We start from the raw sequence: 26,115 nt of genomic DNA, 5'->3' as shown, positions 1-26,115 counted from the left end.
GGATTAATACCTATTTTTACCAATGGTATGCAGGCATACTAAATATGAATCCCTGCTGAACTGATTTCAAAAACAGATCCAATATGAACGCATACATTGTTGCGGGCTATCGCACCGCGGTGGGCAAGGCGCCGAGAGGCGGATTCCGGTTTACTCGTCCCGACGACCTCGGTGCGACGGTGATCAAACATTTGCTGGAACAAACCCCACAGCTCGACCCGACCCGCGTGGATGATGTGATCGTGGGCAATGCGGTCCCGGAAGCCGAGCAGGGCATGCAAATGGGCCGTTACGTGGCATTGCTTTCCTTACCCAAAAATGTATCGGGTATCACTATCAACCGCTACTGCGGCTCGGGTGTCGAGGCGATCGCGATGGCATCGGCGAAAATCCACGCCGGAATGGCCGAATGCATTATCGCGGGCGGCACCGAATCAATGTCGCTGGTTCCTACAATGGGCTGGAAAACGGCATTGAACTACGAAATAGCACATACCAATCCCGATTACTACCTCAGCATGGGTCTCACCGCCGAACAGGTAGCACAGGATTTCAAGATCAGCCGTGAGGCGCAGGATGAATTTTCATTCCAGTCACACCAGAAAGCGCTGCGCGCGCAAAAAGAGGGTTGGTTTGCAGACGGCATTGTGCCGGTAACCGTGAAGGAAACCTATTTCGATCAGGCGTCGGGTAAGAAGAAAACAAAGGAAACAGTGATTAGCCAGGATGAAGGTCCGCGTGCGGATACGACTGTCGAGGCATTGAATAAACTGAAACCCGTTTTTGCGGCGGGAGGCTCGGTAACGGCCGGGAATTCTTCGCAAACTTCGGACGGAGCTGCATTTGTGATAGTAATGTCGGAAAAGCTGGTCAATGAGCTGGGCCTGAAACCCATCGCACGCATGATGTCGTACGCGACGGCGGGCGTGGACCCGCGCATTATGGGCATCGGGCCCGTTGCCGCGGTGCCGCTCGCATTGAAACAAGCTGGTTTGAAACTGAATGATATTCAGCAAGTGGAATTGAACGAAGCATTTGCCGCGCAATCACTGGCGGTGATCCAGGAGCTGGGTATCGACCCCGCGATCGTGAATCCGAATGGCGGCGCTATTGCATTGGGGCACGCATTAGGGTCCACAGGCGCTCGGCTTTCCGTCCAGCTCTTTAACGAAATGAAGCGCCGCGACCAGAAATATGGCATGGTAACGGCATGTGTAGGTGGCGGCCAGGGCGTTGCAGGTATTTACGAAAGACTTAATTAGGCCGTAGACTAACATTCGACTTGATTTTATACGTCTCCCCGGAAGTGTTACCCATCTTCCGGGGAGATTTTTTATTTTTGCCCTTTCATCATGCACGCCCGCTTTCATGGATGTATCCATTATTATCATTAATTACAGGACGCCTCAACTCATTATCAATTGCTTAGATTCTGTCAACCGGGTTACAGCCGGAGTAACTTATGAGGTTATTGTTGTTGACAACGATCCTGCGAATGGCGGTGGCGCATTGGTGAGAGAGGCCCATCCGGAAGTGCGGTGGATCGACATGGAGTACAATGCGGGTTTTGGCATTGCCAACAACCGCGGCATGGAGATCGCCAAAGGTAAATATCTGCTGTTGCTGAATGCCGATACGCTGCTGACCGACAATGTGATCGGACGGTGTTTCGACCGGATGAACCAGCGCGCTGACATTATCGCCTGCGGTGCATTGCAATACTATCCCGACGGCACCCCGATGCCTTTTTACCGGAGCTTCAACGAATTCCGGAAGACGTTTTTCATACTTCCTCCGAGCGGTCTGGTAGATAAGGTGGTGGGTAAACTTTATCCTGAACCGGCCTACACCGATCCCGACCAGCACGATTGGCTTGTAGGGGCATTCATGTTTGTGAGAAAGGAAGGATTTGAGCAAACGGGCGGTTTCAGTAAAGAATTTTTCATGTATGGAGAGGACGTTGAATGGTCGGGCCGGTTGGGAAAGCTCGGTAAGCTGTGTTACTTTCAGGATTGCACTTTTATCCATTTGGAAAACAACAACCCGTTCCGCCGGACGAATATTTCGTGGATCAACCGGTTCAGCACCCAAATGCAGGTTTCTAATTTCCTGTGGGTACGGAAACAGTATGGTATTTTGCAATATATTATGTTGATCCTGCATTACATTTTCATGGTGCCGGTGGTTTATGGCTGGAAAATGCTCTTTAATTTGAGAAAAAGCGGAAATCCGTTTTCGGAACTTCGCACACAACATATATATGTAAGGAAGACCCGCGTTCTTTTAAAATATTTCTGGAAAACGCTGTTCCTACGGAAAGGGCTGTACAAGATCAAGCCCCAGGAGAACATCGACCTCTTAACTGCCTCTGCATGAATCAATCCAAGAAGAGAATCCTCTTTTTTACGCCCTATGCCACACGGACAGGATCAGAAATGATGCTGTTGTACATTATGAAAAAAATAGACCGTTCGCGGTTTGATGTCGGTATCGTCAGTTTCGCGAACGGTGAATTGCTCGCCGAGTTTCCCCAGGACATTCCCGTCCACATTGCCCCGCGCAAATTCAATACGATCGAGAAAATTTCCTTTCACCTGGGCATTAACCCCACGCTCCGGGCATTGCGAAAGCTGGCGAAGAGTTTCCAGGCCGATTTCTGGTATGTGAATACAACAATGATCCCCGAGACGATCGTGGTAGCAAAGGAATTTGGTATAAAAGTGATAACCCATTTCCACGAAATGCCCCTCACATACGCGTACCTGAGCGCGCCCGACTTCAAAAGCATTGTGGATTACTCTGAACTGCTGATCGGCTGCTCGCAGACTACTTGTGATTCGTTGAAAGATGCCGGAGGGAAAAATGTAGGGTTACTATACTCGTTTATCGATCCTTCACTGGTAAAAAAAGACGATAACCGCTCCGCTGAATTGCGGAAAAAACTGGGTATTCCGGCCGATGCTTTTGTGTGGATATTGTCGGGAATGACCTCGGAGCGTAAGGGCTTCGATTTGCTGCCCGACATCGCCGCAGAAGTGAACGATCCGCGGGTACACCTTGTCTGGGTCGGTGCAACGATCGATGATGGATTGGTGTATTATACCGAGCAACGTTGCGCTAACAACACGTCGGCGACCAAAATTCACCTGACCGGCAAGCAGAAAGAAGATTATTATGCCTATCTTAATATGGGAAATGGTTTTCTGCTGACCTCGCGGCAGGACCCTTTTCCGCTGGTGATGATAGAAGCTGCGTTGCTGGGTAAGCCTATTGTTGCATTTCCTTCCGGGGGCGTTTCCGAGTTTGTACAGGATGGAATGGGCGTCGTCACCGACGATCTGAGCGTCAGACAAATGGTTGCGGCCATGCGGTCGGTGATGAATGGAGAAACGAAAACCGACAGTGCCCGGAGCATTGAAGTAGCAAGCCGGTTCAATGTGGAAAACGGATATAATGAGTGGATCGAATTAATTGACAAAACCCGTTAGTATGCTCAATTCTACGCGTGCGTTTAAGTTTTTGACCCCTATTGCTTTGTTGCTGACCGTGCTGGCATCGGCCGGCCGCGTCTCAGGGCAGAGCACTCAACGAACTACCGAAACGGACAACCAGCGTTACCTCGCGCTGATGCTCCTGAACCTCACCACGCCGGACGAGGTTAGCCCGGAGCAGGACCTGATCCGTTCGGCGAAGGATTACGGGCTTAATGCGGTTTATATTACCGTTCCGTGGGACAAGGTGTATTTCAACTCGCCTACCGACACGCCGCTGTGGGCCAAGTATGATCAACAGATCAAACTTGCCACGGATCTGGGCATGAAAGTCGCATTGCGTATTCACCTCGGCCGGCATAGCACGCGCATCAAAGGCTTCTGGGAGATTTCAGACAGCCAGTTCAGCCATTCAGGCAAGCCGCTGCTCAGCGGTTACCAGGATACTTTCTTCGGATTTGATAACCAGCCAATTGTAGATAAGGGGGTTGCATTCGTGAAAGAGGTTATCAATCGATACAAATATTTACAGACCGAAAAGAGGTTGCTCTATGTGTCGGTAACCGGCACGGGTACCCAGGAAGGGGAATATCCGGGTGGTTTGATTGAAAATGGCAAGGAAACCTCGGCCGTTTACGATTACTCTCCTTCGATGGTGAAGGGTTTCAAGGATTTTGTAAAAGGGAAATACAAGAAGATCGAGCGGATCAACTTTCTCTGGGGTATGACTTTCAAGTCGTTCGACGAGGCCAACCCGCCGGCCACCGCCTGGGAGCCGAACTTGTCGTTCCGCCAGCGCTACGGGAAAGATTGGTATATATACCGCCACATGATGCTCAAAAAGTTTACCGAGCAAATGGTGGCTGCTATCAAAGGCATCGATCCGGGCATTAAATATGTGTCGGATTACGGGTCGGTTTTCGATGCGCAATCTGCCACACGCGGAACGTTGGGCTTTCGTGACCTCAATGCAAAAACAGACGGGATTAAAGTCAACGACGCGCTGGCCGCGTACGACCACCGGTGGTCCGTGGATATTTTAAAAAGCGATGCGCCTCCGGGCTTTATTACGGCCAATGAGCTCTTTGTGAGCTCATACCTCGATAATAATGCCCATATGAAGCAAATCAACGAGAATTTCGAGCATGGCGCCAATGTGGTGGCGGTAGTTATTTCGACGAAAGAACAGATGGCTCGGGCGGAAGGGTTCTTGCGACAGGGATCATCCTCCTGGCTGAACAAACCCATGACGCCGATCGTGTATGCCGATTCGGTATCGTACCGCTTGTCGGCGGCTACCGAAAAGGGCGGTGCGCAAGGTGTGATTTACGATGAATGGGCCAAACGTGCCTATGCCGATCCGTCGAAACCGCGCCCGGTCCGCATTCGTTTGATTGAGGACATTTTGTCGCCGAGCTATTGGGACGATGCGTCCAACCACGTGCCTTACGTATTCAGGCCGGTGCCGATGCAGATTATTCCGGTAAACAAGGATTTCGAATACCGGCTTCCCATCGATACATTCTCGGATGTCGACGGCACAGTCGTACGTGTAGACGTGGGCGCACTGCCCGCGTGGCTGCGGTATGAAAACGGCGTTTTGCGGGGAAGACCTACGGCACTTGGCGATTACCGCATTGCCGTAAAAGGGATCGATGACGAAGGTGGCTCGGCAGAAGCGTTTTTCACGATTCGGGTGGATACGCGTGAGAATGCGAACAAACCGCCGACCGTTGACAGTAATTTCTCGAATCAGCTGGTGGCAGTGGATAAGCCATTTACCATCACCATTCCCAAAACAGCATTCGTCGACCCCGACGGAAGCATTACCAAAGTGGAAGCAGCCGAATTGCCTTCGTGGCTGACGTTTTCAAATGGTGTACTCAGCGGAACCCCTTCGAAATTGGGCGATTACCGCATTATTCTCAAGGCATATGACGACCTGAATGCATTTGTGGAAACCTACTTTACCGTTAAAGTCGTGGAGCCGCAGTTCCTGAATGCGCCGCCTTTTGCTACGAGCGGGCTGCCTACGAAGTTCGCGCAGATCAACATGCCGTTCAGCTACATTCTTCCGACCAATATTTTCGGAGATCCAGATGGTTATATCTCATCTATTACCGTGCAGAACCGGCCTTCATGGCTCAATTTTGCATTGAATGAATTTTCGGGAACACCTTCCGAGGAAGGCGAATACCGGCTCATCATCCGCGCATACGACAACGCAGGCGCATACGTGGAAATCCCGCTGGTATTGCTGGTGCAAATCCCGGAAATCCGTTTTGAACTCGTTCAGGGTGGTAGCAAAGTGGATCAGCGTGTGATCAGGAAATTATCGGGCGATGACGTGATACCTTACGATTCGTTGCCTTCGAAGCTGAACATGTATGCCTACGGAAATTTCGAATACGACAAGGTTTCGTTCGACTTGAACGGCCCGTACCGCAGGAAAGCGACGACGTCGATTTTTCCTTATGCTTTGTATGAGGACGCGTCCGGTTTTGCGCCTTATGTGGGCAGGTATACGCTCACAGTTACGGCCTTTAAAGACGATTCCGCAGTGGTTACGAACTCGATCGAGTTCGGTATTTCGGCGGGCGACAAGGCGGATATCAGCAAAAACATGGAGGATTGGGCTTTTTATCCAAACCCGGTGGAAAGCATCGTTAACATCAAACTCCCGGAATACCAACCAGGCGATAATCTGAGCTGGGAAATTGTAACGGCCGCAGGCAAGCGAATGCCGATCGCCAGATCGCTGATCCAGGTTTCGGACGAGCTGGCAAACCTCGATCTGGACGCGATCGGGCTGTCGGCCGGGATCTACTTTATCCGGATTGAGAACAACGGCGAGTTTTTAAAGCAATTCAGGATTTTTAAGAAATAGCGACGCAAATGCATGGTATTGAACGTGACCGTCCATCTGGCGGTCATTTTCATTTATTTTGATAATAGTATGCTTGCATAATACTTTTTATAATCTATATTTGCATCAACCTGTAATGGTATGCAAGCATACTCAACACGTTTCCGACTAACCCGCATTCAGATATGTCCGTTGCAGCAGTAAACCAGACATCCATCAAAGGAGGTGAATTCCTGATCAAGGAAACCCTGGCCAATCAAATTTTTATCCCTGAAGAATTCAATGAAGAGCAGCGAATGATCGCTGACACCTGCCGCGATTTCCTGTCCAGGGAAGTTTGGCCGCGTCTGGATGAAATCGACCAGGCAAAAAGCCCGGCGTTGATTTCCGGTCTGATGGACAAAGCGGGTGAGCTCGGCTTATTGGGAACCGCTGTTCCGGAGGAGTTTGGCGGTTTCGGAATGAATTTCAATACTTCCATGCTCGTGGCGGAAGCTACTGGCGCCGGTAATTCCTTTTCCGTGGCCCTTTCGGCACATACGGGCATTGGCACGCTCCCTATTCTTTACTACGGCAATGAGGCGCAAAAAAGCCAATATCTGCCCAAACTCGCATCCGGCGAGTGGAAAGCAGCCTATTGTCTCACCGAACCCGATTCGGGTTCCGATGCCAATTCTGGTAAAACAAAGGCAAAATTGAGCGCGGACGGGCAGCATTATGTGATCAATGGCCAGAAAATGTGGATCACGAATGGCGGTTTCGCCGACGTGTTTATTGTTTTTGCCAAAATCGAAGAAAATGGCGAGACCGATAAAAATCTGACCGCATTCATCATTGAAAAGTCGTTTGGCGGCATTACGATGAACGAGCCCGAGCACAAAATGGGCATTAAGGGTTCGGATACACGTCAGTTGTTCTTCAACGACTGCCTCGTACCGGTCGAAAATATGCTCTCGGAACGTGGTAACGGATTTAAAATAGCGGTTAATATCCTCAATATCGGTCGGATCAAGCTTGCGGCGGCAGCCCTCGGTGGCTCCAAACGAGTGGCTTCTCAGGCCATACAATATGCCAACGAGCGAAAGCAGTTCGGTACGGCGATCGCCAATTTTGGCGCGATCAAGCACAAGCTGGCCGAAATGGCTGTGGGGATGTTCGCGACGGAATCGGCGGCTTACCGTGTGGGACAAAATATAGATGACCTCATCCAGGCCTTCAAGGACAAGGGGATGAATGACGCCGAGGCGAAATTGAAGGCTCTGGAAGAATTTGCGATTGAGTGCGCGATCATGAAAGTGCATGGGTCGGAAGTGCTGGATTTTGTGGTGGACGAAGGTGTGCAGGTATATGGAGGGATGGGTTTTTCGGCCGATGCACCCATGGATCGCGCCTATCGCGATAGCCGGATCAACCGGATTTTCGAGGGTACCAACGAAATCAACCGCCTGTTGGTGGTGGATATGCTGCTGAAACGTGCCATGAAAGGCCATCTCAACCTGATGGGGCCTGCCATGGCGGTGGGCAAGGAAATTTTATCGATCCCCGATTTCAGCTCGGAAGAGGACGAAACTTTGTTTGCCGCGGAGAAAAAGGTGATCAAAAACCTGAAAAAAGCTGCATTGATGATCTCAGGCGCGGCGGTGCAGAAGTTTATGACAAAACTTTCTGAGGAACAGGAGATTATCATGAGCCTTGCCGACATGGTTATTGAAATTTATGTGGCCGAATCGGTGTTATTGAGGATAGAAAAGCGAATTGGATTGCTGGGCGAGGAAGCAAATGCTTTGCAGAAAGACATAGCGCTGATTTACCTCAACCGAGCCGTTGAAAAAGTGAACAATGCCGGTCGGTCGGCCATTACCAGTTTTGCAGAAAGCGACGAGCTCCGTGTTATGCTGATGGGCCTGAAAAGGTTCACGAAGATCGAACCAATGAACCTCAAAGACGCGCGTCGCCGCATTGCGGACGAGCTGATAGCCAAAAACGACTACGTCTTTTAAGAAATTATAAATATCTCAGGTGAATAACCTGCTTCAACTGAAAACCAAAATGTACACGTATAAAGCCGTATCTGACTCAGATGCGGCTTTTTTGTATCTTGGTAAAAGGTTTTCGATTATCGGTCAAAATGCGCAATTTTGGGAAACCAAAACCGGCGGCTTTCTCGTTAGATGGTAGGTTTCTTTTTTGAGTTAAATAGCAAAAATAATTACGTTGGATTCTCTACTAGTTACTGAAAAACCACCTTTCATGACCTTGCATTCCGTGGATCTGCGTACCACAGGCCAGTTTCCTGCATTACTACTCGATTACCTCGATCAAAAACCTACGCTTGAATCTTTTTACAGCACTTTCCCGACGTTGGAAAATGCGGAAGAAGCTATTTTGAACAAAAGAGGATTTGCCGCCGAAAAGCGCAAAACGCTCGTGGATGTGCTCACGAAGCAATACCACGGTCAACCGTATTTGCCCGATTTTTCGATTCTATTGCAAGACAATACCTTTACCGTAACAACCGGCCACCAGCTGAATATCTTCACCGGCCCGTTGTACATCATATACAAGATCGTCACGATCATCAAGCTCGCCGAAGCTTTAAAGGCGAAGTACCCGGAGTACAATTTCGTACCCATTTACTGGATGGCTTCGGAAGATCACGATTTTGAAGAAATCGCTTCTTTCCACCTTTTCGGGCAGACGCACAAATGGACGGGCGAGCATAAGGGCGCGGTAGGAAAGCTGAATCCGAAGGAATTGGAAGGTATTTTAAAGCAATTGCCGGACAAACCGCTGCTTTTTGCCAAGGCTTATCTTGAAAACAGCACATTGTCGGATGCCGTGCGATGTTATATGCACGAGCTTTTCGGACGTTACGGGCTGATCAGCCTGGACGCCGACAATGCAGAATTAAAACGGCATTTCCTGCCGGTGATCCGGGAAGAACTGAAAGACTCCATCTCGGAGAAACTCGTTACCGAAACCACCTCCCGGTTGAATGCGCTTGGTTACCATACCCCTCTTCACGCGCGCGAAATCAATTTCTTTTACCTCGACGACAACTTGCGCGAACGCATTGTGCGCGAAGACGGTGTGTTTAAAGTGCTGAACACGGAGCTCGAATTTACAGAGCAAGAGTTACTGGCACTTGCGGAAAGCAACCCCGAACGTTTCAGTCCGAATGTGATCCTGCGGCCGTTGTACGAGGAAGTGATTTTGCCTAATCTCGCGTATATAGGCGGGCCGTCAGAAGTGCCTTACTGGATGCAGCTGAAAGGTGTTTTCGATCATTTTGACGTTCCCTACCCGATGCTGATGCCGCGAAATTTTGCATTGTACATGAACGGTCATCAGTATAAGAAAGCGCAGAAGCTGAAAATCGATTACAAAGATTTGTTCCTGGACGAGATCGCATTGCGCAAGACATTCATCGAACGCAATACCGAGCACGAGCTTAATCTGAATGACCAGAAGGAAGCATTCAACGGCATTTTTGACCAGATCCTGGCGAAAGCAACGGAGGTGGACCAGACCATGCACGGCGCGGTAAAAGCCGAGCAAACACGTCTTCTGAATTCATTGAAACACCTGGAAAAGCGCATTATCCGGGCCGAGGAGCGCAATCATGAATCGGAGATAGAGCAATTGCTGACCCTCAAAAACAAACTGTTCCCGAACGGAATCGCCCAGGAACGGTATGATAACTTGTTGAATTTCTACATCAACGACCCTCAGTTTATCCAGAAGCTTTACAATGCCTTTGATCCGTTGGATTTCAGGTATAATGTGCTGCTGGAAGAGTAGGGGAGGGCTTAATTCTTCAATTTTACATCACCGAACAGTGAGGTAACGGTAATCTTGGTGCCGCCACCGGTGCCAATTTTGCCCTGGTAATGCTTCATCTTATCCGGGCGACCGTCTTTGTCCGGTTGCATCGAGAAATTCACATTCTCAGTCGGATAGCTAAACTTGCCATAGGTTACACTCACATTGAACTGGTTAGCTTCTGCCGGCAGCACGATTGACGAGTATTGCGCCTGGATATCCACATTCTGTGCCGAATGCGTCAGTTCGTCGATTTTGAAATTACCCGAATAGTTGAGCTTGATTTTACCCGTACCCCGGATCGTGCCGATTTTAGCACCTGAATAATCGATAGCAGCATCCAGATTCACGACATCGCCGATCGTCAACTCGCCATGCTTATTGCTCAGCCATACTTTCTTCGCCTGATCGAGCTTCACATTGGAATACTGGCAATCCAGCTTCCCACCGTCCATTTTGCCGATTTTAGCGCTGCCGAATTGCACGTCGATCATATTATCGGGGTTTTCGAGCAATGTGGCTATAAAGTTGCCATGCCTGGAGAATACGGTGAGCGGCGCGTAAAAGGAGGGGATATCGGTGTTCCCGAATTCGTTGCGTATCGTCAGGGCATTCTCTTTCGGCATATAGATCGTATAATCGATCTGGATGAAGTTCTTGTCGCCTTTGCTATTGTTCCAGCCGTTTTTGCCGAATTGGCTCCGGTCGATGCGGGTAGCGATACTGATGAGGTTCTTCACCCGCTTTTCATCGACGTTCACCGAGCTGAGATATTCTGCGGCACGGCTGTCGGAAGGCGCACTGGCGGTCACTACGATTTCTACTTTAATCTCTTCTTTCGCCCACAGGTTCACCTTCACGAGGCCAAACTGATTGTCAATTTCAAGGGCGTCGCTTTTTCTGACGTCGAACACCTTCACAATATTCCTTCGCTTCTCAACCAGTCCGTTCTGTTCTGACTCGTCGGGATTGACGGTTGCGCTGGCTACCTGTGGAAGTACGGCGATCGCACTAAATAACAGGAGCTTCGCTATTTTCTTTATCGTTATCATTTTTCACTTTGTTAATGCGTTGCAAAATTTCCAGTTGTTGGTTCAGCAGATCGACCTGTAATTGCAGGTTCTGAACCATTGCTTCTAGCAGTGCTTCCTGGTTAGGGGCGTTAGATAAGTTGGAACGGAGGTTTTTATAGCTCGATTCCAGACTTTCCAAATCAGCGGAGAAATCTTTGTACAACTCCGGATTGTTCCGGGCCAGTTTGATGATCTCCTCCCTTTTTTGGTCTATTGCAACATTGTATTGATTGAACTCGCGGGCATATGCGGGAACTTTCAGGGCCACGCGCGGATCACGGGTAATGCCGTATTCGTTATTGAGGTAAACCAGAAACCCGATTCCGAGCGCCAGGAATACCCCCGCGGCAATACGCCAGTCGAAATAAGGGTTATTCAGACGCCTGATTTTTTTTTTCGATTTCTCGGGTACTATCGGAATCTCGTTATGTAATTGGCTCTCAATCTGGCTCCATAAAGAATCCTGCGGTAAGAAAGTATCAAATCCATCCCTGTTATCACGCACAAACCGCTCCAATCGATCCTTTTTATCAGAAGAATTTTTCATAGATTAATTAACTTGTCAAGTGTAAATAATAGTCTCAAATCCGTAAGAGTTTAAGGTCAATATTGTAATTCGTGTTTTGCACAATCTAATTTTTAGTCATTTGTTGCGGTCCGCCGCGCGGTCAGGTATCGTCATTTTTTGTCATTTGTTGATTCTTTCCCATTTGACTATTTCCTGACCACACTTGACCACTTCCTGACTACATCTGACCGTTTCGCTACCGTACCAGCATCTCGGTCAATTTACGCTTCGCCCGCATATATTGCGTCCGGGAGGTCGTTTCGCTGATCCCGAGCACTTCGCCGATCTCTTCGTGGTCATAGCCTTCGAACAAATACAGGCTCAATACCACCCGGTAACCATCCGGCAATTTCTGTACCGCGTTGCGGACCCTTTCTATTTCGAGCGTCGTGTCGCTCTCATCCAGTCCGAAAGAATCCTCATTCCGGTCGCTTTGCTCCAAAGTCTCGTGGAATTCGTCGATTTCCACCCACTTTACCTTCCTGCTCCGCATGTGGTTGATAGCCTTGTTGACCACGATTTGCTTCAACCATGCCCCAAAAGTCGACTGCTGCCTGAACTGGTGAAGGTTCGTGAAAGCATCCACGAAGGCCTCCTGCAAAGCATCCTCAGCCTCTCCCAAATGGTTCAGTATCCGCATGCAGATGTTGAACATGGCTTTCGAGTAATGTTTATAAAGCTCGTACTGCGCTTTGCGCTCTCCGAGTTTACAACGCTCTACCAGTTCGACGTGCCGGTCGGGGTAAATTTGTGTTTTCAAGCAGAAGGTTTATATTTTGAACGTTCTGAATCAAAGACAACCCTTTCTGCGGCATGTTGCATTTGTTTTAAAAATTTTTTCAAAATGCCGCATACCGAACAAAGGGACATACCGTGTTGTTCTTAGTGAAAGGCGGGATTATCTTTGTGCTGCCAGATGCAATCTACCGATTTTTAGTACATGAAAACTTTCAATATCCCCGATTTTTACCGGAGCCGCATTATCACGCCGATCAAGGAGTTCCGCCGTAAAAACGACAAGCTGAAAAGGGATTTTTCGCCTACCGTGCTCGATTTCGGGCCGGTCCGCTTCCTGATCGCACGCCATTTCGGGTTTTGTTACGGAGTAGAGAATGCGATCGACATTGCATATAAGGCGATTGCGGAAAACCCGGGGAAGCGCATTTTTCTTTTGAGTGAAATGATCCATAATCCCGACGTGAACCGCGATCTGGTAGAGCGTGGCGTGCAGTTTATCATGGATACCAAAGGCAACCAGCTCATCGGCTGGGAAGAACTTACCGGCGAGGACATTGTGATTGTTCCCGCATTCGGAACGACGATTGAAAATCAGCAAAAGCTGTCGGAACTGGGCGTGAATGCGTACGTGTATGACACGACCTGCCCATTTGTGGAAAAAGTCTGGAACCGGGCCGCTCAGATTGGCGGGAAGGATTATACGATCGTAGTCCACGGAAAGCCGAACCACGAAGAAACCCGCGCTACATTCTCGCATAGCAAGGAGAATGCCCCGACGGTTGTCGTCGAAAATATGAAACAGGCAGAAGTCCTGGCGGAATATATGACTGGCAGCAGGCCCGCATCGCAGTTTTTTGATGATTTTAGAAACCAGTATTCCGAGGGCTTTGATCCGGAAAAGGATTTGCAGCGCATCGGTGTCGTGAACCAGACTACCATGCTGGCTTCCGATACACAGGGTATTGCAGATCATCTTAAAAATGTAATGATCAGGCATCATAACCTGCGCCCGGAGCAAGTGGAGAACCATTTCGCGAACACGCGCGACACATTATGCTACGCGACGAACGATAACCAGGATGCTACCTATGCATTGCTCACGCACGATGCGGACCTTGTTGTAGTTGCGGGCGGGTACAACAGTTCCAATACATCGCATTTGGTCGAGCTGTGTGAGCAGAAGTTTCCGACCTATTTTATCGAATCGGTTAATAAAATTCTTGACAGGCATTTGATCCGTCATTTCGACCTCCATAAAAAGGAGGAAATCGTGACTGAAAATTATATTCCCGAAAAAACGCCCGTGCGTATCATGCTCACATGCGGTGCGTCGTGCCCGGATGCGGTGGTGGAAGGAATTCTCCTGCGGCTGCTTTCATTTTTCGAAGGGGCAAAACCGATCGAGGAGGTAATGGAAGCCTTTTGAGATAAATATTGCCGCTAAATCTCACAGCGGCACCGTTGAATCATTTGAAAGAGGTTATTAAGAGCGAATTAACTTGTATAGTTTAATTTAGACGGATGGTTTGGTTACAAAAATCATCCGTTTTTTTATATCTTCTTTCCTATGAAAAAGACTGCCATCCTGAGTTCTTTTTACTTCCTTTTTTTTGTCTGGCTTTTTAGCAACTGCTCTTCCTTTAATGAAATCCGCGTGGCGGGTACCAACTTCACGGAAGAGGTCGGACAATCGCAAAACCTCGTATTTACATTCAATAAGGACCTCGTTTCGACGGCCGAGCTGAATAGCTGGGATTCGACGCAATATGTCACGTTTGAGCCCGCAGTTCGCGGCAAGTTCAAATGGACAGCCCCGAACGAGCTCGTGTTTTCGCCCGTCGCAGGATTTGGGGCCGCTACATCCTACAAAGCGGAGCTGACGGACCTGATCACGGAAAAAGCGGATAAGGAAAAGAAGTATAAACTTTCCAAAGACCCTATCGCTTTCCACACACCTTATTTGCAGCTCGTGGAAACCGAAAGCTGGTGGACATTATCGCAGGAAACGGGCCGGCAGGAAGCGCGGCTGAGGCTGCATTTCAACTACCCGGTGAATGGACAGAATGTGGCCGAAAAGTTGAAGCTTTTATCAGGAAGTCAACCATTGGATTACAGGGTGCTGCCGTCACAGGACGAATCTTCGGTGACGCTGGCATTTGCAAAGGTGGGAGCGGCGGATAATAATGAAACGCCCGTCAATATCGCGATCGACAAAGGCGTGAAGGTGCAGAATACTTCATACAGCAGCCAGGAAGCGCTTTCGAAGACAGTCAGTATTCCCTCGCCATTGCATCTGGAAGTGGTGGATATTAAAACGGGTTTTGAAAACAATACGGGCTACGCGCGGATCGTGACTACGCAGGAGCTTGACAAAGAAAGCATTGCTAACAGCTTTTCAATAAATCCCGAAGCGGCGTTGGAAACAGAACCTACTGAAAATGGCTTCATTCTTCGCGGTACTTTCAATGAAACGGAAACTTATGTACTGCAACTGAAACAATCGCTGAAAGGAGTTTTGGGACAGACGTTGGAAGAAGAAACTTCCCGCGACCTGTTTTTCGGTAAAATGCCTGCGGCGATCTCGTTTGCGAACAAAAAGGGGTTGTATTTGTCTTCCAAAAGTTCGAGAAATATCGGTGTGAATATCGTGAATGTACCCAAAGTACAGGTGCGCATTTCGAAGTTGTATGCCAATAATATCCTGCATTACATCCATAACAACCGTTGGAGCGATTACGCATACGTAGGCGACGACTGGCAGCCGACAGGTAATTTCAATTACAGCGACGACCGCGAAAGCCAGTTGAGCGACGTGATCGTCAACAAGATCGTCGAGACCGAAAACCTGTCCAAAAACAAAGGCGTATCGGCATTGAACATTGCATTGCCGGACGATAACAAGCGTCAGGGCGTATATCTGGTGGCCGTGAATTCAGAGGAAGAGGCTTATCTCGGGGCCACCAAGCTCGTCTCCATTTCCGATATCGGCCTCATTGCCAAGCAGGGGAAAGATGAGTTGTGGGTTTTTGCTAATTCGATCAAGACGAACGAACCGATCAAAGACCTCGAATTAACACTCGTAAGCTCAAATAACCAGACTGTACACACTATCAAAACGGACGGCGAAGGTGTTGCGCACGTAGAAAAACTCAGCGAAAAAGCGCCGGGCTTCAAAGTAGCGATGATTACCGCGAGTTCGGAAGACGATTTCAACTACCTGCTACTCGAAGATACGCAGGTGCTTACCTCCCGTTTCGATGTGGAAGGCTTGCGGGATAATGCATCGGGTTACCAGGTATTCATCTATGGCCAGCGCGATATCTACCGACCGGGGGAAACGATGCATTTCAACACGGTGTTGCGGACGCAGGACTGGAAAACGGCCGGAAAAGTGCCCCTGAAACTGCGGTTGCTAACGCCAAATGGCCGCGAGTTCAGAACCTGGCGCAAGACTACAAACGAACAAGGTGCCGTTGAATCCGAAATCCCGCTCGATGCCGGGGTACTGACGGGTACTTACATTCTCGAAGTTTACAATGCCAATGAGGTTCTGTTGGGTTCGCAGGCCGTGAGCGTGGAAGAATTCATGCCGGACCGTATTAAAGTGGATTTGACAGGTGCCGCCAAGGATTATGTCTCCGGCCAGAAAGTTTCGCTTACTGCCACCGCCACCAACCTGTTCGGCCCGCCCGCGAGCAACCGCACTTACGAAATGGATTTCCAGTTGCAGCGAAAAGGTTTTTCAGCCAAAGGATTTCCTGAATATACATTTGATATTCCTGCCGAAACTACTTTCGAACGCGATAGTCGCCAGGGTACGACCAACGAACAGGGCCAAGCCAATGAACAGTTTACGTTGCTATCGGCCATCCAGGACATTGGTGTGCTCGAAGGCAAGATTTATGTGACAGTTTTCGACGAAAACGGAAGGCCGGTTAACAGGTTACAACGTTTTGACGTGTATACGCAGCCGGTATTTTATGGTGTCCGCCTTCCTGATTCATATGTCGGCACCAACGCGCCTGTTCCGGTTGATATTGTAGGACTTACAAAGGACGGCGCGCTGAAAGCAGGCGCGGTTGCCAGTATCGAAGTGGTACGCCTCGAATATCAAACAGTTGTTGAAAAAAAATACGATCGCTTGCAGTACACCTCGCGTAAGAGTGAAAAACTGGTGTATTCCAATAAACTGACGCTCTCGGGCGGAAAAGGTACGTTCCGTTACGTGCCTACGGTCTCGGGTGAGTATGAGGTACGCGTGCGCCGTCCGGGCGCGGCCCATTACACGCTCGCGAATTTCTATGCATATGGCTACGGTTATACCCAGTACTCATCTTTCGAGGTGAGCAATGAAGGGCGGGTATTGATGGAAACCGATAAGGATCGATACAAAACCGGCGAATCGGCGAAGGTATTGTTCAAAACACCATTCGATGGCCGCTTGCTCGTGACGGTGGAACGTAATAATGTGCTGGAACAACATATTCTAACCACCGAGAAAAAAGCCGCCGAACTCACATTCAAAATCCAGGAAGAGCATTTGCCGAACGTGTTCGTCACCGCGACGCTCATCCGGCCGCTGGATGCTTCGGATATGCCGCTGACGGTAGCCCATGGCTTCCAGCCCATTCTGGTCGAAGATCCTGACCGGAAACTGAACGTCGCGATTACCGCCGTCGAAAAGTCGCGCTCGAAAATGAAGCAGCAGATCAAGATCAAAACGGAGCCGAATGCCGAGGTGACGCTGGCCGTGGTGGATGAAGGTATTTTACAGATCAAAAACTCCAAAACGCCGGATATTCACGGGCATTTTTACCAAAAACGGGCATTGGAAGTTTCCAGCCATGATTTATACGCCCAACTTTTCCCTGAACTGAGCATTTCAGGAACGTCCAGCTCGGGTGGTGACGGTTATGACCTGGAAAGAAGAATTAACCCACTCAGCAATGGCCGTACCGAGCTGGTATCGTTTTGGAGCGGCCAGTTGAAAGCGAATGGAAACGGTGATGTGATTTTCGATGTGAATATCCCCCAGTTCAGCGGCGATTTGCGCATTATGGCGGTGGCTTATAAGGACAATGCATTTGGCTCAGCAACTAAAAATATGAAAGTAGCCGACCCGATCGTGATCAGCGCCGGGCTGCCGCGTTTCCTGAGCCCGGGTGATGAGCTCGTGCTGCCGGTTAATATCAGCAATACCGAAGCCAAAGCCACTACCGCAACCGTTTCCGTGCAACTATCCGGTCCGTTGGCGGCAGGTGCTGCGCCGGTGACGCAAAGTATCACCGTACCGGCAGGAAAAGAAAGCCGTGCGGTGTTCGCGGTGAAAGCTGCCACGGCCATCGGCGTCGGTAAGGTAATTGTGAAAGTGAATGCATTTAAAGAAACTTTCATTCATCAGACGGAAATTACGGTTCGTCCTGCATCACCATTGTTGAAAACCAGCGCATCGGGGCTCATTGCAGGCGATAAGCAAGGCCAGATCGATTTGAGGTCGTCGTTTATTCCTGCTACGAGCAGTAGCCAGTTGGTGCTGAGCCGATCGCCGCTGGTGCAGGGTGGAGGAAAAGCATTATCGGCATTGCTGGGCTACCCTTATGGTTGTCTGGAACAAACGGTTTCCAAAGCTTTCCCGCAGATTTACTTCGCCGACCTCACGAAAGCGATGGCGGCGCCGGTTTATACGGTGAAGAGCGGCGAAAGCGATTTTAATCCGATGACCAACGTGCAGCAAGCCATTCGAAAGGTAGAATCCCAGCAACTCTTCAACGGAGGAATGGGCATGTGGCCGGGTGCGCAGCTCGAAGACTGGTGGGCCACCGCCTACGCCGTACATTTCCTGGAAGAAGCGCGTCGGGCGGGTTTTGAAGTAAATGCCAAAACCCTCAGCCGTGCCGTAGAATTCCTGACCGCGCAAAGCGGTACCACCGCGAACAGGGAAGTGATCATTGCCAGCACCAACAATGGACTAGCATACGAAGGTCAGCCGACAGGAACCCAAACCAAAAAGACCGTGGCGCGCCGCGAAGCCATTTATTCACTTTATGTACTGGCATTAAACGGGCACCCGAACCGCGCTTCGATGAATTATTATAAACAAAACCCGCATTTGCTTACGCAGGATGCCCAATACCTGCTCGCAGGTGCATTCCAGCTGGCGGGAGACACGCGGAGTTTCAATGCATTGCTGCCTAAAAAGTATGTTCCTGGGAGCGCCGGACATTACTACGACAATAGCTATTCATCACCGCTGCGGAATATGTCTCTGGTTTTGAATACATTAATTGAATCTGATCCTTCCAATGCACAAATCCCGGTTTTGGGACGACAGCTTTCGCAAGCCATTCAATCGGCTTCGTACCTGAATACGCAGGAAGCGGCATTTGCAGTGCTCGCTTTGGGCAAACTGGCGAAAAAGACAGCCAACTCCACGGTAACTGCCTCGGTATCTGCAAACGGCAAATCGCTAGGCCAGTTCTCGGGTAAGGAGTTGAAGATTTCCAAAGGTATTTTAAATCAGAAACTGACGGTTAAAACGCAGGGTAAGGGCGATCTGTACTGGTTCGCCCAGACCGACGGCATGTCGGCAACGGGCAACTACGTGGAAGAAGATCAGGGCATTAGTATCCGCCGCCAGTTCCTGACGCGTAATGGCCAGCCGACACAAAGTTTCCATCAAAACGACCTCGTGGTAGTGAAGCTGACACTTAGCAGCACCAACGGGCTACCTGTGGACGACATCGTGATTACCGATTTGCTGCCCGCAGGCTTTGAAATCGAAAATCCACGGATCACTGAGCCGCGCGATATGCCATGGATCACCAATGCGGCCATACCGAGGTTTTATGACATCCGCGACGATCGCATTCACTTCTTTACCGTTGCAGAAAGCCAGCCGAGGACATTCTATTACCAGGTTAGGGTTGTGGCCAAAGGTACATTCACGATCGGACCGGCCTCGGCAGATGCCATGTACCGGGGTGAATACCGCAGCTATTCGGGCGGCGGAAAAATTACGGTTGAATAAATCAAAAAGAGAAGCTACGCAAAATCAATCCACCGATGATGGCTCCCGCAATGGGGGCCACAACGGGGATCCAGCCGTAGCCCCAGTCGGAGCTGCCTTTGTTGGGAATAGGCAGAATGGCGTGGGCAATGCGCGGGCCCAGATCGCGTACGGGGTTGATGGCGTAACCCGTGGTGCCCCCGAGCGACAAGCCAATACTCCAAACGAGCATACCCACCAGGTAAGGGGCTACACCGGAAGGGATGCCGCCTTTTTCGGGATCGGAAGAACCGGCGTAGCCGATCGCGACGATGCCGACGATTAATATTACCGTTGCGATAAATTCACTCAGGAAATTTGCGCCGGTGCTTTTAATCGCCGGGCCGGTTGAAAAACAGGCCAGTTTGGCCCCGCCATCCTCGGTAGCTTTCCAATGCGGCAGATATTGCAACCACACGAGTACTGCGCCGAGAAATGCGCCTATGAGCTGCGCCGGAATGTAGGTCGCAACAAAGCTGTAATCGTTTTTAAGGACTGCAAAGCCCACAGTTACCGCCGGATTGAGGTGCGCCGCAGCGCTACCGAATGCATTGGCCGTGAACACACCGAACATTACGGCAAATGCCCATCCAGCCGTTATCACGATCCAGCCACCGCTCTCGCCCTTCGTTTTTTTCAGTACTACATTGGCGACTACGCCATTGCCTAATAAGATGAGGACCATTGTTCCGACTAATTCTCCAATGAAAGGCGATGGCTGCATGGGGTATGTATAATCAAGGTTAGTTAACGAATATGCGAATAGTTTTATAATTTCTATTTCCAATCCCAAAAAGAATTTTTCATTCTCGTTTTACCATTTTAGGACCATGAATTCTGCTAACTTTGCCTGATAATCAATTTTTGTATTGAAAATCATGTCATTAAATCAGCTTACGGCGATCTCTCCGGTTGATGGCCGTTATTACAAACAAGTATCTGAACTTTCGGCCTATTTCTCGGAATATGCCCTGATTTACTACCGGGTGTATGTGGAAATCGAATATTTCATTGCACTCTGCGAAATTCCCCTTCCACAGCTATCAGAATTTGACAAGAAAAAATATGCGTCGCTGCGCAAAATCTATGAAGATTTCAGCGAGGCCGACGCCCTGCATATAAAGGACATCGAAAAAGTAACCAACCACGATGTCAAGGCTGTTGAGTACTTTATTAAGGAGCAGTTCGAGAAGCTGGGCATCGAATCTTACCAGGAATTCATCCACTTCGGCCTCACTTCACAGGATATCAACAACACGGCGATCCCGCTTTCGCTGAAAGATGCGATGGAACGCCAGGTCAAGCCTTTGTTTCGCCAGGTACTTTTTGTATTGAAAAGAATGTCGATCGAGTGGAAGAACGTGCCGATGCTCGCATTCACACACGGCCAACCTGCGTCGCCTACACGTGTGGGCAAAGAGTTCCTGGTTTTTGTGGAGCGTTTGGAGCGCCAGCTTGAAATGCTCGATAAAATCCCGCATTCAGCGAAATTCGGCGGTGCTACGGGTAACTTCAATGCCCACCATGTAGCTTACCCGAAACAGGACTGGATGGCATTCGGCCACCATTTTGTCGAAGGTTTGGGGTTGAAAAGAAGTCGCCATACGACGCAGATCGAGCATTACGACAACCTGGCCGCTACTTTCGACTGTCTGAAACGCCTGAACACGATCCTCACGGACCTTAACCGGGACATGTGGACGTACATTTCAATGGGTTATTTCAAACAGAAGATCAAGGCCGGCGAAGTAGGATCATCGGCCATGCCGCATAAAGTGAACCCGATCGATTTCGAAAACTCCGAAGGTAACCTCGGCCTCGCATCGGCATTGTTCGAGCATTTTGCGTCCAAACTGCCCGTTTCCCGCCTGCAACGCGACCTTACCGACTCGACGGTACTCCGCAACATCGGCGTACCTATTGCGCATTTGGCCATTGCCCTGAACTCCCTTTTGAAAGGCCTGGGCAAAGTGGAGCTGAACGGTGAGGTACTGAAAGCGGAACTGGAAGAAAACTGGGCGGTTGTGTCCGAGGCAATCCAGACGATCCTACGCCGCGAAAGCTACCCGAAACCTTACGAGGCATTGAAAGAGCTGACGCGCACCAACGAAAAAATCACCCACGACTCCATTTCACGTTTCATCGAAACACTGGACGTGTCTGAAAAAATACGGGAAGAACTTCGCGCATTGAGCCCGTTCAACTACCTGGGCGTTGTAGAAGAGACATTCTAAGTCAAACCCCCAGTTCATCCCTGATCTTCTCCTGCCACTCGCGCGGGAGAAGATCCATTAAATCCACATCACAGAGCGTCGCGATGCGGCAATAGTGCTCCATTTCAATTTTGGTGGTGCCGGTTTCCCATTTGTGGTAACCCACCTGGGAAACACCGAGCAAATGGGACATTTGCCTCTGTGATAGTCCATTGTGTTTGCGGTAGCTGAGCAGGATTTGCGAAATAAGCATGGTGTCGGTTTAAAGCGTGAAATGCTTCGAACCGGAGCGAGGCGTTGTGGGGGTATGAGGGACGTTTGTAGTAGTAATGAGTGAATGAGTGAATGAGTGAATAGGGTATATATTCACTCATTCACTCATTCACTCATTCAAAATTAATAAATTACCCGCATTTGGACGAGCCGCAATCCTTGCAAGTCAAACAACCCTCCTGATACAGCAAATTCGTCGAGCCGCAGTTCTGACATTTCTGTTTGGCTGCTTCGGTGCCGTCGGGGATGTAACGTTTCAATGCGCGGGCAACGCCGGCTTTCCAGGTGTTGATCGCCTCGTCGAGTTGTAAACTGCTGATCAGGTCTACCACTTTCTCGATGGGCATTCCGTGACGCAATGTGCTGGAAATCAGCTTGGCATAGTTCCAGTATTCCGGATTGAATTTGTAGGACAATCCTTCAATAGTCGTTTTATAGCCGCGGGTGTTTTTGTACTGAAAATCATAACGCGAGCTGCCGTCGGCTTCCCGGTTTTTGATAATCAATCCTTCATTCACCCAGCGCGGAATCAGAATGCCATCCTCATCATCCGCGAAACCGGTGAAAATCTCGTACGGACGACCGTCAATCAGGCCGATGAATGCGATCCATTTGTCTTTTTTATTCTGAAAACGTACCACGTCGGCTTCGAGCGTCTGCGGTCGTTCGGTCGGGAACGGGGTTGGAGTACCTTCCTGTGGTTCTTCTTTTTTCTCGGTATTGGCGATCAATACACCGGAACGGGAGCCATCGCGGTACACGGTGACACCTTTGCAGCCTGCTTTCCAGGCTTCCATGTAGCATTCGCCCACAAGTTCCTCGGTCACATCATTCGGCATGTTGATGGTCACGCTGATCGAGTGATCGACCCATTGCTGAATAGCGCCCTGCATTTTTACCTTTTTGAGGTAATCCACATCGTTGGAAGTGGCTTTATAGTAAGGCGATTTTTTAACCAGTTCGTCGAGGTCTTTCTGCGCGTAATTTTTGGTGGTATCAAAGCCATTCACCTCCATCCATTCCTTAAAACGGTGGTGGAAAACGACATATTCTTCCCACGAATCGCCTACCTCGTCCACGAAATCCACCCGCACGTCCTTATCGTTCGGATTGACCTTTCTTCTTCGCTTATAAACCGGAAGGAAAACCGGCTCGATACCCGACGTGGTTTGCGACATTAAGCTCGTCGTTCCAGTCGGCGCAATCGTCAGCAATGCAATGTTGCGGCGACCATATTCGAGCATTTCATAGTAAAGTTGCGCGTCGGCTTCTTTGAGGCGGTTGATGAACGGATTGTTTTTCTCCCTTTCCGAATCGAAAATCGTGAACGGGCCACGCTCTTTCGCCGTATGAACCGATCCGCGATAAGCTTCCAATGCAACGGTTTTGTGGATCTCCACTGCAAATGCATTGCCCTCGTCGCTTCCGTAACGCAATCCTAATGCCGCCAGCATATCGCCTTCCGCGGTGATACCGATGCCTGTACGGCGGCCTTCTTTCGCTTTGGTCTGGATATTCAGCCAGAGGTTGCGCTCCACGCGTTTTACTTCGGCGTCTTCGGGATCTTCGTCAATTTTTTGCAGGATCGCATCGATTTTTTCGAGTTCCAGGTCGATAATATCGTCCATCATGCGCTGTGCCGCGGCAATATGCTTTTTGAACAGCTCCCAGTTAAATTTGGCTTTGCTCGTAAACGCATCTTCTACGTACGAGAACAGGTTAATGGCCAGCAAACGGCAGGAATCGTATGCGCAAAGCGGGATTTCACCGCAAGGATTGGTCGAAATAGTCTGGTAACCAAGGTCGGCGTAGCAATCCGGTACCGATTCGCGGGTAATAGTGTCCCAGAACAAAATACCCGGCTCGGCCGACTGCCAGGCATTGTGCACGATTTTCTTCCAAAGCGCCGTCGCGTCGATGTCCTTGATATGCGAAGGATTAGCGCTTTTGACCGGATATTGCTGGCGATAGGTTGTTCCTGCATCCACCGCTTTCATAAACTCGTCATCGATCCGCACCGAAACATTGGCGCCGGTAACCTTGCCTTGCTCCATTTTGGCGTCGATGAAGCTCTCGGAATCGGGATGTTTGATGGAAACCGAAAGCATCAATGCGCCCCTGCGGCCGTCCTGCGCCACTTCGCGGGTGGAATTGGAGAAACGTTCCATAAACGGCACAATACCCGTCGATGTCAGCGCCGAGTTCTTCACCGGCGAGCCTTTCGGGCGGATATGCGACAAGTCGTGCCCCACGCCGCCACGACGCTTCATGAGTTGCACCTGCTCCTGATCGATCTTCATAATGCCGCCGTACGAGTCGGATTCGCCATTGTTGCCGATTACGAAGCAGTTCGAAAGCGAGGCAATCTGGTAGGGATTACCAATGCCCGTCATCGGGCTGCCTTGCGGGATAATGTATTTGAAATCCCTGATCAGATCGAAAATCTCGCCTTCACTCAATGGATTCGGATAGCGTTGCTCGATGCGCGCGATCTCCGATGCGATCCGGTGGTGCATATCGTCCGGTGTCGCTTCATAGATCGCTCCGAACGAATCTTTCAAGGCATATTTATTCACCCAGACACGGGCAGCGAGGTCGTCGCCCTTGAAATATTCCAGCGACGCCTGAAAGGCTTCGTCACTGGTGTAGGTTCTTTCTGATTGTGAAGATTTTATGGATTCCATTAGGTGGTATCAGAGGTTTTTTGAAGAAGTTGAGAATTTCAAATGTACATGTTTTGGAATTTAAATGAAAGGTAATATTGAAAAAAGTTTACAAATAAATTATTATAAAATACTGTATTTCAATACATTAAAATTTTACATTTTTTAAAAAGTGTGCAAATTTTTGTTTGACTTGAAAAATCACTTTTAAAAAATTTTACAAAAAAATACCGGCTCAGTAAAGGAGCCGGCAATTTCTAATTACTATGGCGAAATTTAATCTTAAGTCGTTGGCACGATTACCTTTCTGATCAGAATTGGATTGAATGTTGCTCGATCAGCGCAGGCCATGCGGCTAGTTCAGGAATGCCCGGCTTGCGCTTGCCGAAGAACTGGTTGAACATCACGCCGTCTTTGTCGATGAGTTCGATGCCGGTCACAATGCCGTCTTCGGTAGGCTTTCTTACCACCCAGGCCTCGTCTATCGCATCCTCACGCAAATGCAGGTTGAATTCAGGATCCATCACATTCAGCCAAGGGCCCATCACGAAGATCTTTTTGATCGGCCCGGTATGGATTTGAATGCAGTTTGGATTCGAAACAAAAACCATAATGGGCAGTTCCGTCTCCGAAATCGCATCGAAAAGCGGTTTCATGCTCTCTGGCTTGATACGGTGCGCGTAACCTTCCGGCGCATTGCGCAATGCCTGCTTTCTGGATAGGTTGTGCTTGCGCAGCAGCGTGAAAAAGTCGTGGGTATCTTTCAATGCAAGCCATTCTTCCTGGAATGCGGCTTTATCGAGACCCGCCGCTTCCTCGGGCTCGGCCACCTTTTCTTTTTTCTCGCTTACAAACAGGTTCACGTCCTGGTCGGCGGCGAGGTATTTGGTAACCAATGCGTCGTAGGCCTCCTTATTGCTTTTGTCCGTCAGGTAAATTTTATGTGCCGCCTCGCCGAAACTGTTGAAGAATTGCAAGCTGAAACGCTCGTTTTCCGAAACGGCAAAGCCGAATTTCCAGTCGCCCAGGAACAGGCGGAGGTCGATATCCTCGCCCAGCACGAGGCCGACGTGGTTATTGAACGATATTTTCTCATACACACCCTTGCGCTCGTGCACGACGTGGTCGTTACGCGTGAGCGCCATCACGTGCCCGAGCGAGCCCACTTCCTTGATCAGCTCCCTGAAATCACCGTCGAGCAGCTGCACATGGGTTCCAAGACCGGTAGCGAGGAGTTCCGCCTCCGACGTGCCGAGTGCCTTGGCGTCGTCGCGGATGCGTGATTTCGGGTTGGCGAGCTTGTACTCTGCCCAGCGTTCTTTCAATTCAGTTCTGTCCGGTGAAAGGGTTGACTTCATCTTTG

Annotated in this window: 16 protein-coding genes; 9 read left to right on the top strand and 7 right to left on the bottom strand. The window is 49.6% G+C overall.

Features of this window, described 5'->3' with window-relative positions:
- Positions 1-83 precede the first annotated feature (83 nt).
- The 6 genes from BMW93_RS29235 (at position 84) to bshC (ending at position 10,158) form a co-directional block, all read left to right on the top strand.
- Positions 84-1,262 (top strand): acetyl-CoA C-acyltransferase, encoded by a 1,179-nt coding sequence (locus tag BMW93_RS29235; protein ID WP_090384919.1) that lies wholly within the window; start codon positions 84-86, stop codon positions 1,260-1,262.
- A gap of 106 nt (positions 1,263-1,368) precedes the next feature.
- Entirely contained in the window at positions 1,369-2,376 is a 1,008-nt protein-coding gene (locus BMW93_RS29230) for a glycosyltransferase family 2 protein (RefSeq protein ID WP_090384917.1), read from the top strand.
- A complete protein-coding gene (locus BMW93_RS29225) occupies positions 2,373-3,488 on the top strand; it encodes a glycosyltransferase (protein ID WP_090384914.1) in 1,116 nt (371 codons plus the stop codon). The genes BMW93_RS29230 and BMW93_RS29225 overlap by 4 nt, the downstream gene beginning before the upstream one ends.
- A 1-nt stretch (position 3,489) precedes the next feature.
- Positions 3,490-6,378 (top strand): putative Ig domain-containing protein, encoded by a 2,889-nt coding sequence (locus tag BMW93_RS29220; RefSeq protein ID WP_090384912.1) that lies wholly within the window; start codon positions 3,490-3,492, stop codon positions 6,376-6,378.
- A 164-nt stretch (positions 6,379-6,542) separates the two neighbouring features.
- Positions 6,543-8,357, top strand: a complete 1,815-nt coding sequence (locus BMW93_RS29215) for an acyl-CoA dehydrogenase family protein (RefSeq protein WP_090384909.1) — start codon at positions 6,543-6,545, stop codon at positions 8,355-8,357.
- Positions 8,358-8,607: 250 nt separating this feature from the next.
- The gene (bshC, locus tag BMW93_RS29210; RefSeq protein WP_090384907.1) at positions 8,608-10,158 is read left to right on the top strand and encodes a bacillithiol biosynthesis cysteine-adding enzyme BshC; all 1,551 of its coding nucleotides are present in this window, start codon (positions 8,608-8,610) and stop codon (positions 10,156-10,158) included.
- A gap of 8 nt (positions 10,159-10,166) precedes the next feature.
- Here the strand turns inward: bshC and BMW93_RS29205 are convergent, their stop codons facing one another.
- From BMW93_RS29205 to BMW93_RS29195, 3 genes are all read right to left on the bottom strand, one after another.
- Positions 10,167-11,231, bottom strand: coding sequence for a hypothetical protein (locus BMW93_RS29205; RefSeq protein WP_229240957.1), 1,065 nt, complete (start codon positions 11,229-11,231; stop codon positions 10,167-10,169).
- A complete protein-coding gene (locus tag BMW93_RS29200) occupies positions 11,191-11,799 on the bottom strand; it encodes a hypothetical protein (protein ID WP_090384904.1) in 609 nt (202 codons plus the stop codon). Before BMW93_RS29200 ends, BMW93_RS29205 begins: the two co-directional genes overlap by 41 nt.
- Before the next feature lie 217 nt (positions 11,800-12,016).
- Positions 12,017-12,580, bottom strand: coding sequence for an RNA polymerase sigma factor (locus tag BMW93_RS29195; RefSeq protein ID WP_090384902.1), 564 nt, complete (start codon positions 12,578-12,580; stop codon positions 12,017-12,019).
- A 180-nt stretch (positions 12,581-12,760) separates the two neighbouring features.
- Here BMW93_RS29195 and BMW93_RS29190 point away from each other — a divergent pair, with 180 nt between their 5' ends.
- Positions 12,761-13,984, top strand: coding sequence for a 4-hydroxy-3-methylbut-2-enyl diphosphate reductase (locus BMW93_RS29190; RefSeq protein WP_090384900.1), 1,224 nt, complete (start codon positions 12,761-12,763; stop codon positions 13,982-13,984).
- Positions 13,985-14,125: 141 nt separating this feature from the next.
- Positions 14,126-19,585: an alpha-2-macroglobulin gene (locus BMW93_RS29185; RefSeq protein ID WP_090384896.1), complete on the top strand. Its 5,460-nt coding sequence runs from the start codon at positions 14,126-14,128 to the stop codon at positions 19,583-19,585.
- Between the two features lies 1 nt (position 19,586).
- On the opposite strand, the gene BMW93_RS29180 is transcribed toward BMW93_RS29185, so the two are convergent.
- The gene (locus BMW93_RS29180; RefSeq protein WP_090385280.1) at positions 19,587-20,327 is read right to left on the bottom strand and encodes an MIP/aquaporin family protein; all 741 of its coding nucleotides are present in this window, start codon (positions 20,325-20,327) and stop codon (positions 19,587-19,589) included.
- Between the two features lie 154 nt (positions 20,328-20,481).
- Here BMW93_RS29180 and purB point away from each other — a divergent pair, with 154 nt between their 5' ends.
- Complete coding sequence (gene purB, locus BMW93_RS29175; RefSeq protein WP_090384894.1) at positions 20,482-21,837, top strand: adenylosuccinate lyase; 1,356 nt, start codon at positions 20,482-20,484, stop codon at positions 21,835-21,837.
- Position 21,838: 1 nt separating this feature from the next.
- Here the strand turns inward: purB and BMW93_RS29170 are convergent, their stop codons facing one another.
- From BMW93_RS29170 to BMW93_RS29160, 3 genes are all read right to left on the bottom strand, one after another.
- Entirely contained in the window at positions 21,839-22,069 is a 231-nt protein-coding gene (locus BMW93_RS29170; protein WP_090384891.1) for a helix-turn-helix domain-containing protein, read from the bottom strand.
- A gap of 151 nt (positions 22,070-22,220) precedes the next feature.
- Entirely contained in the window at positions 22,221-24,773 is a 2,553-nt protein-coding gene (locus BMW93_RS29165; RefSeq protein ID WP_090384889.1) for an adenosylcobalamin-dependent ribonucleoside-diphosphate reductase, read from the bottom strand.
- 290 nt (positions 24,774-25,063) lie between these two features.
- A complete protein-coding gene (locus BMW93_RS29160) occupies positions 25,064-26,110 on the bottom strand; it encodes a hemin-degrading factor (protein WP_090384887.1) in 1,047 nt (348 codons plus the stop codon).
- Between the last annotated feature and the right edge of the window lie 5 nt (positions 26,111-26,115).

The organism is Dyadobacter sp. SG02, assembly GCF_900109045.1.
GTDB lineage: Bacteria > Bacteroidota > Bacteroidia > Cytophagales > Spirosomataceae > Dyadobacter.
This window is presented reverse-complemented; position numbering and strand designations above follow the sequence as displayed.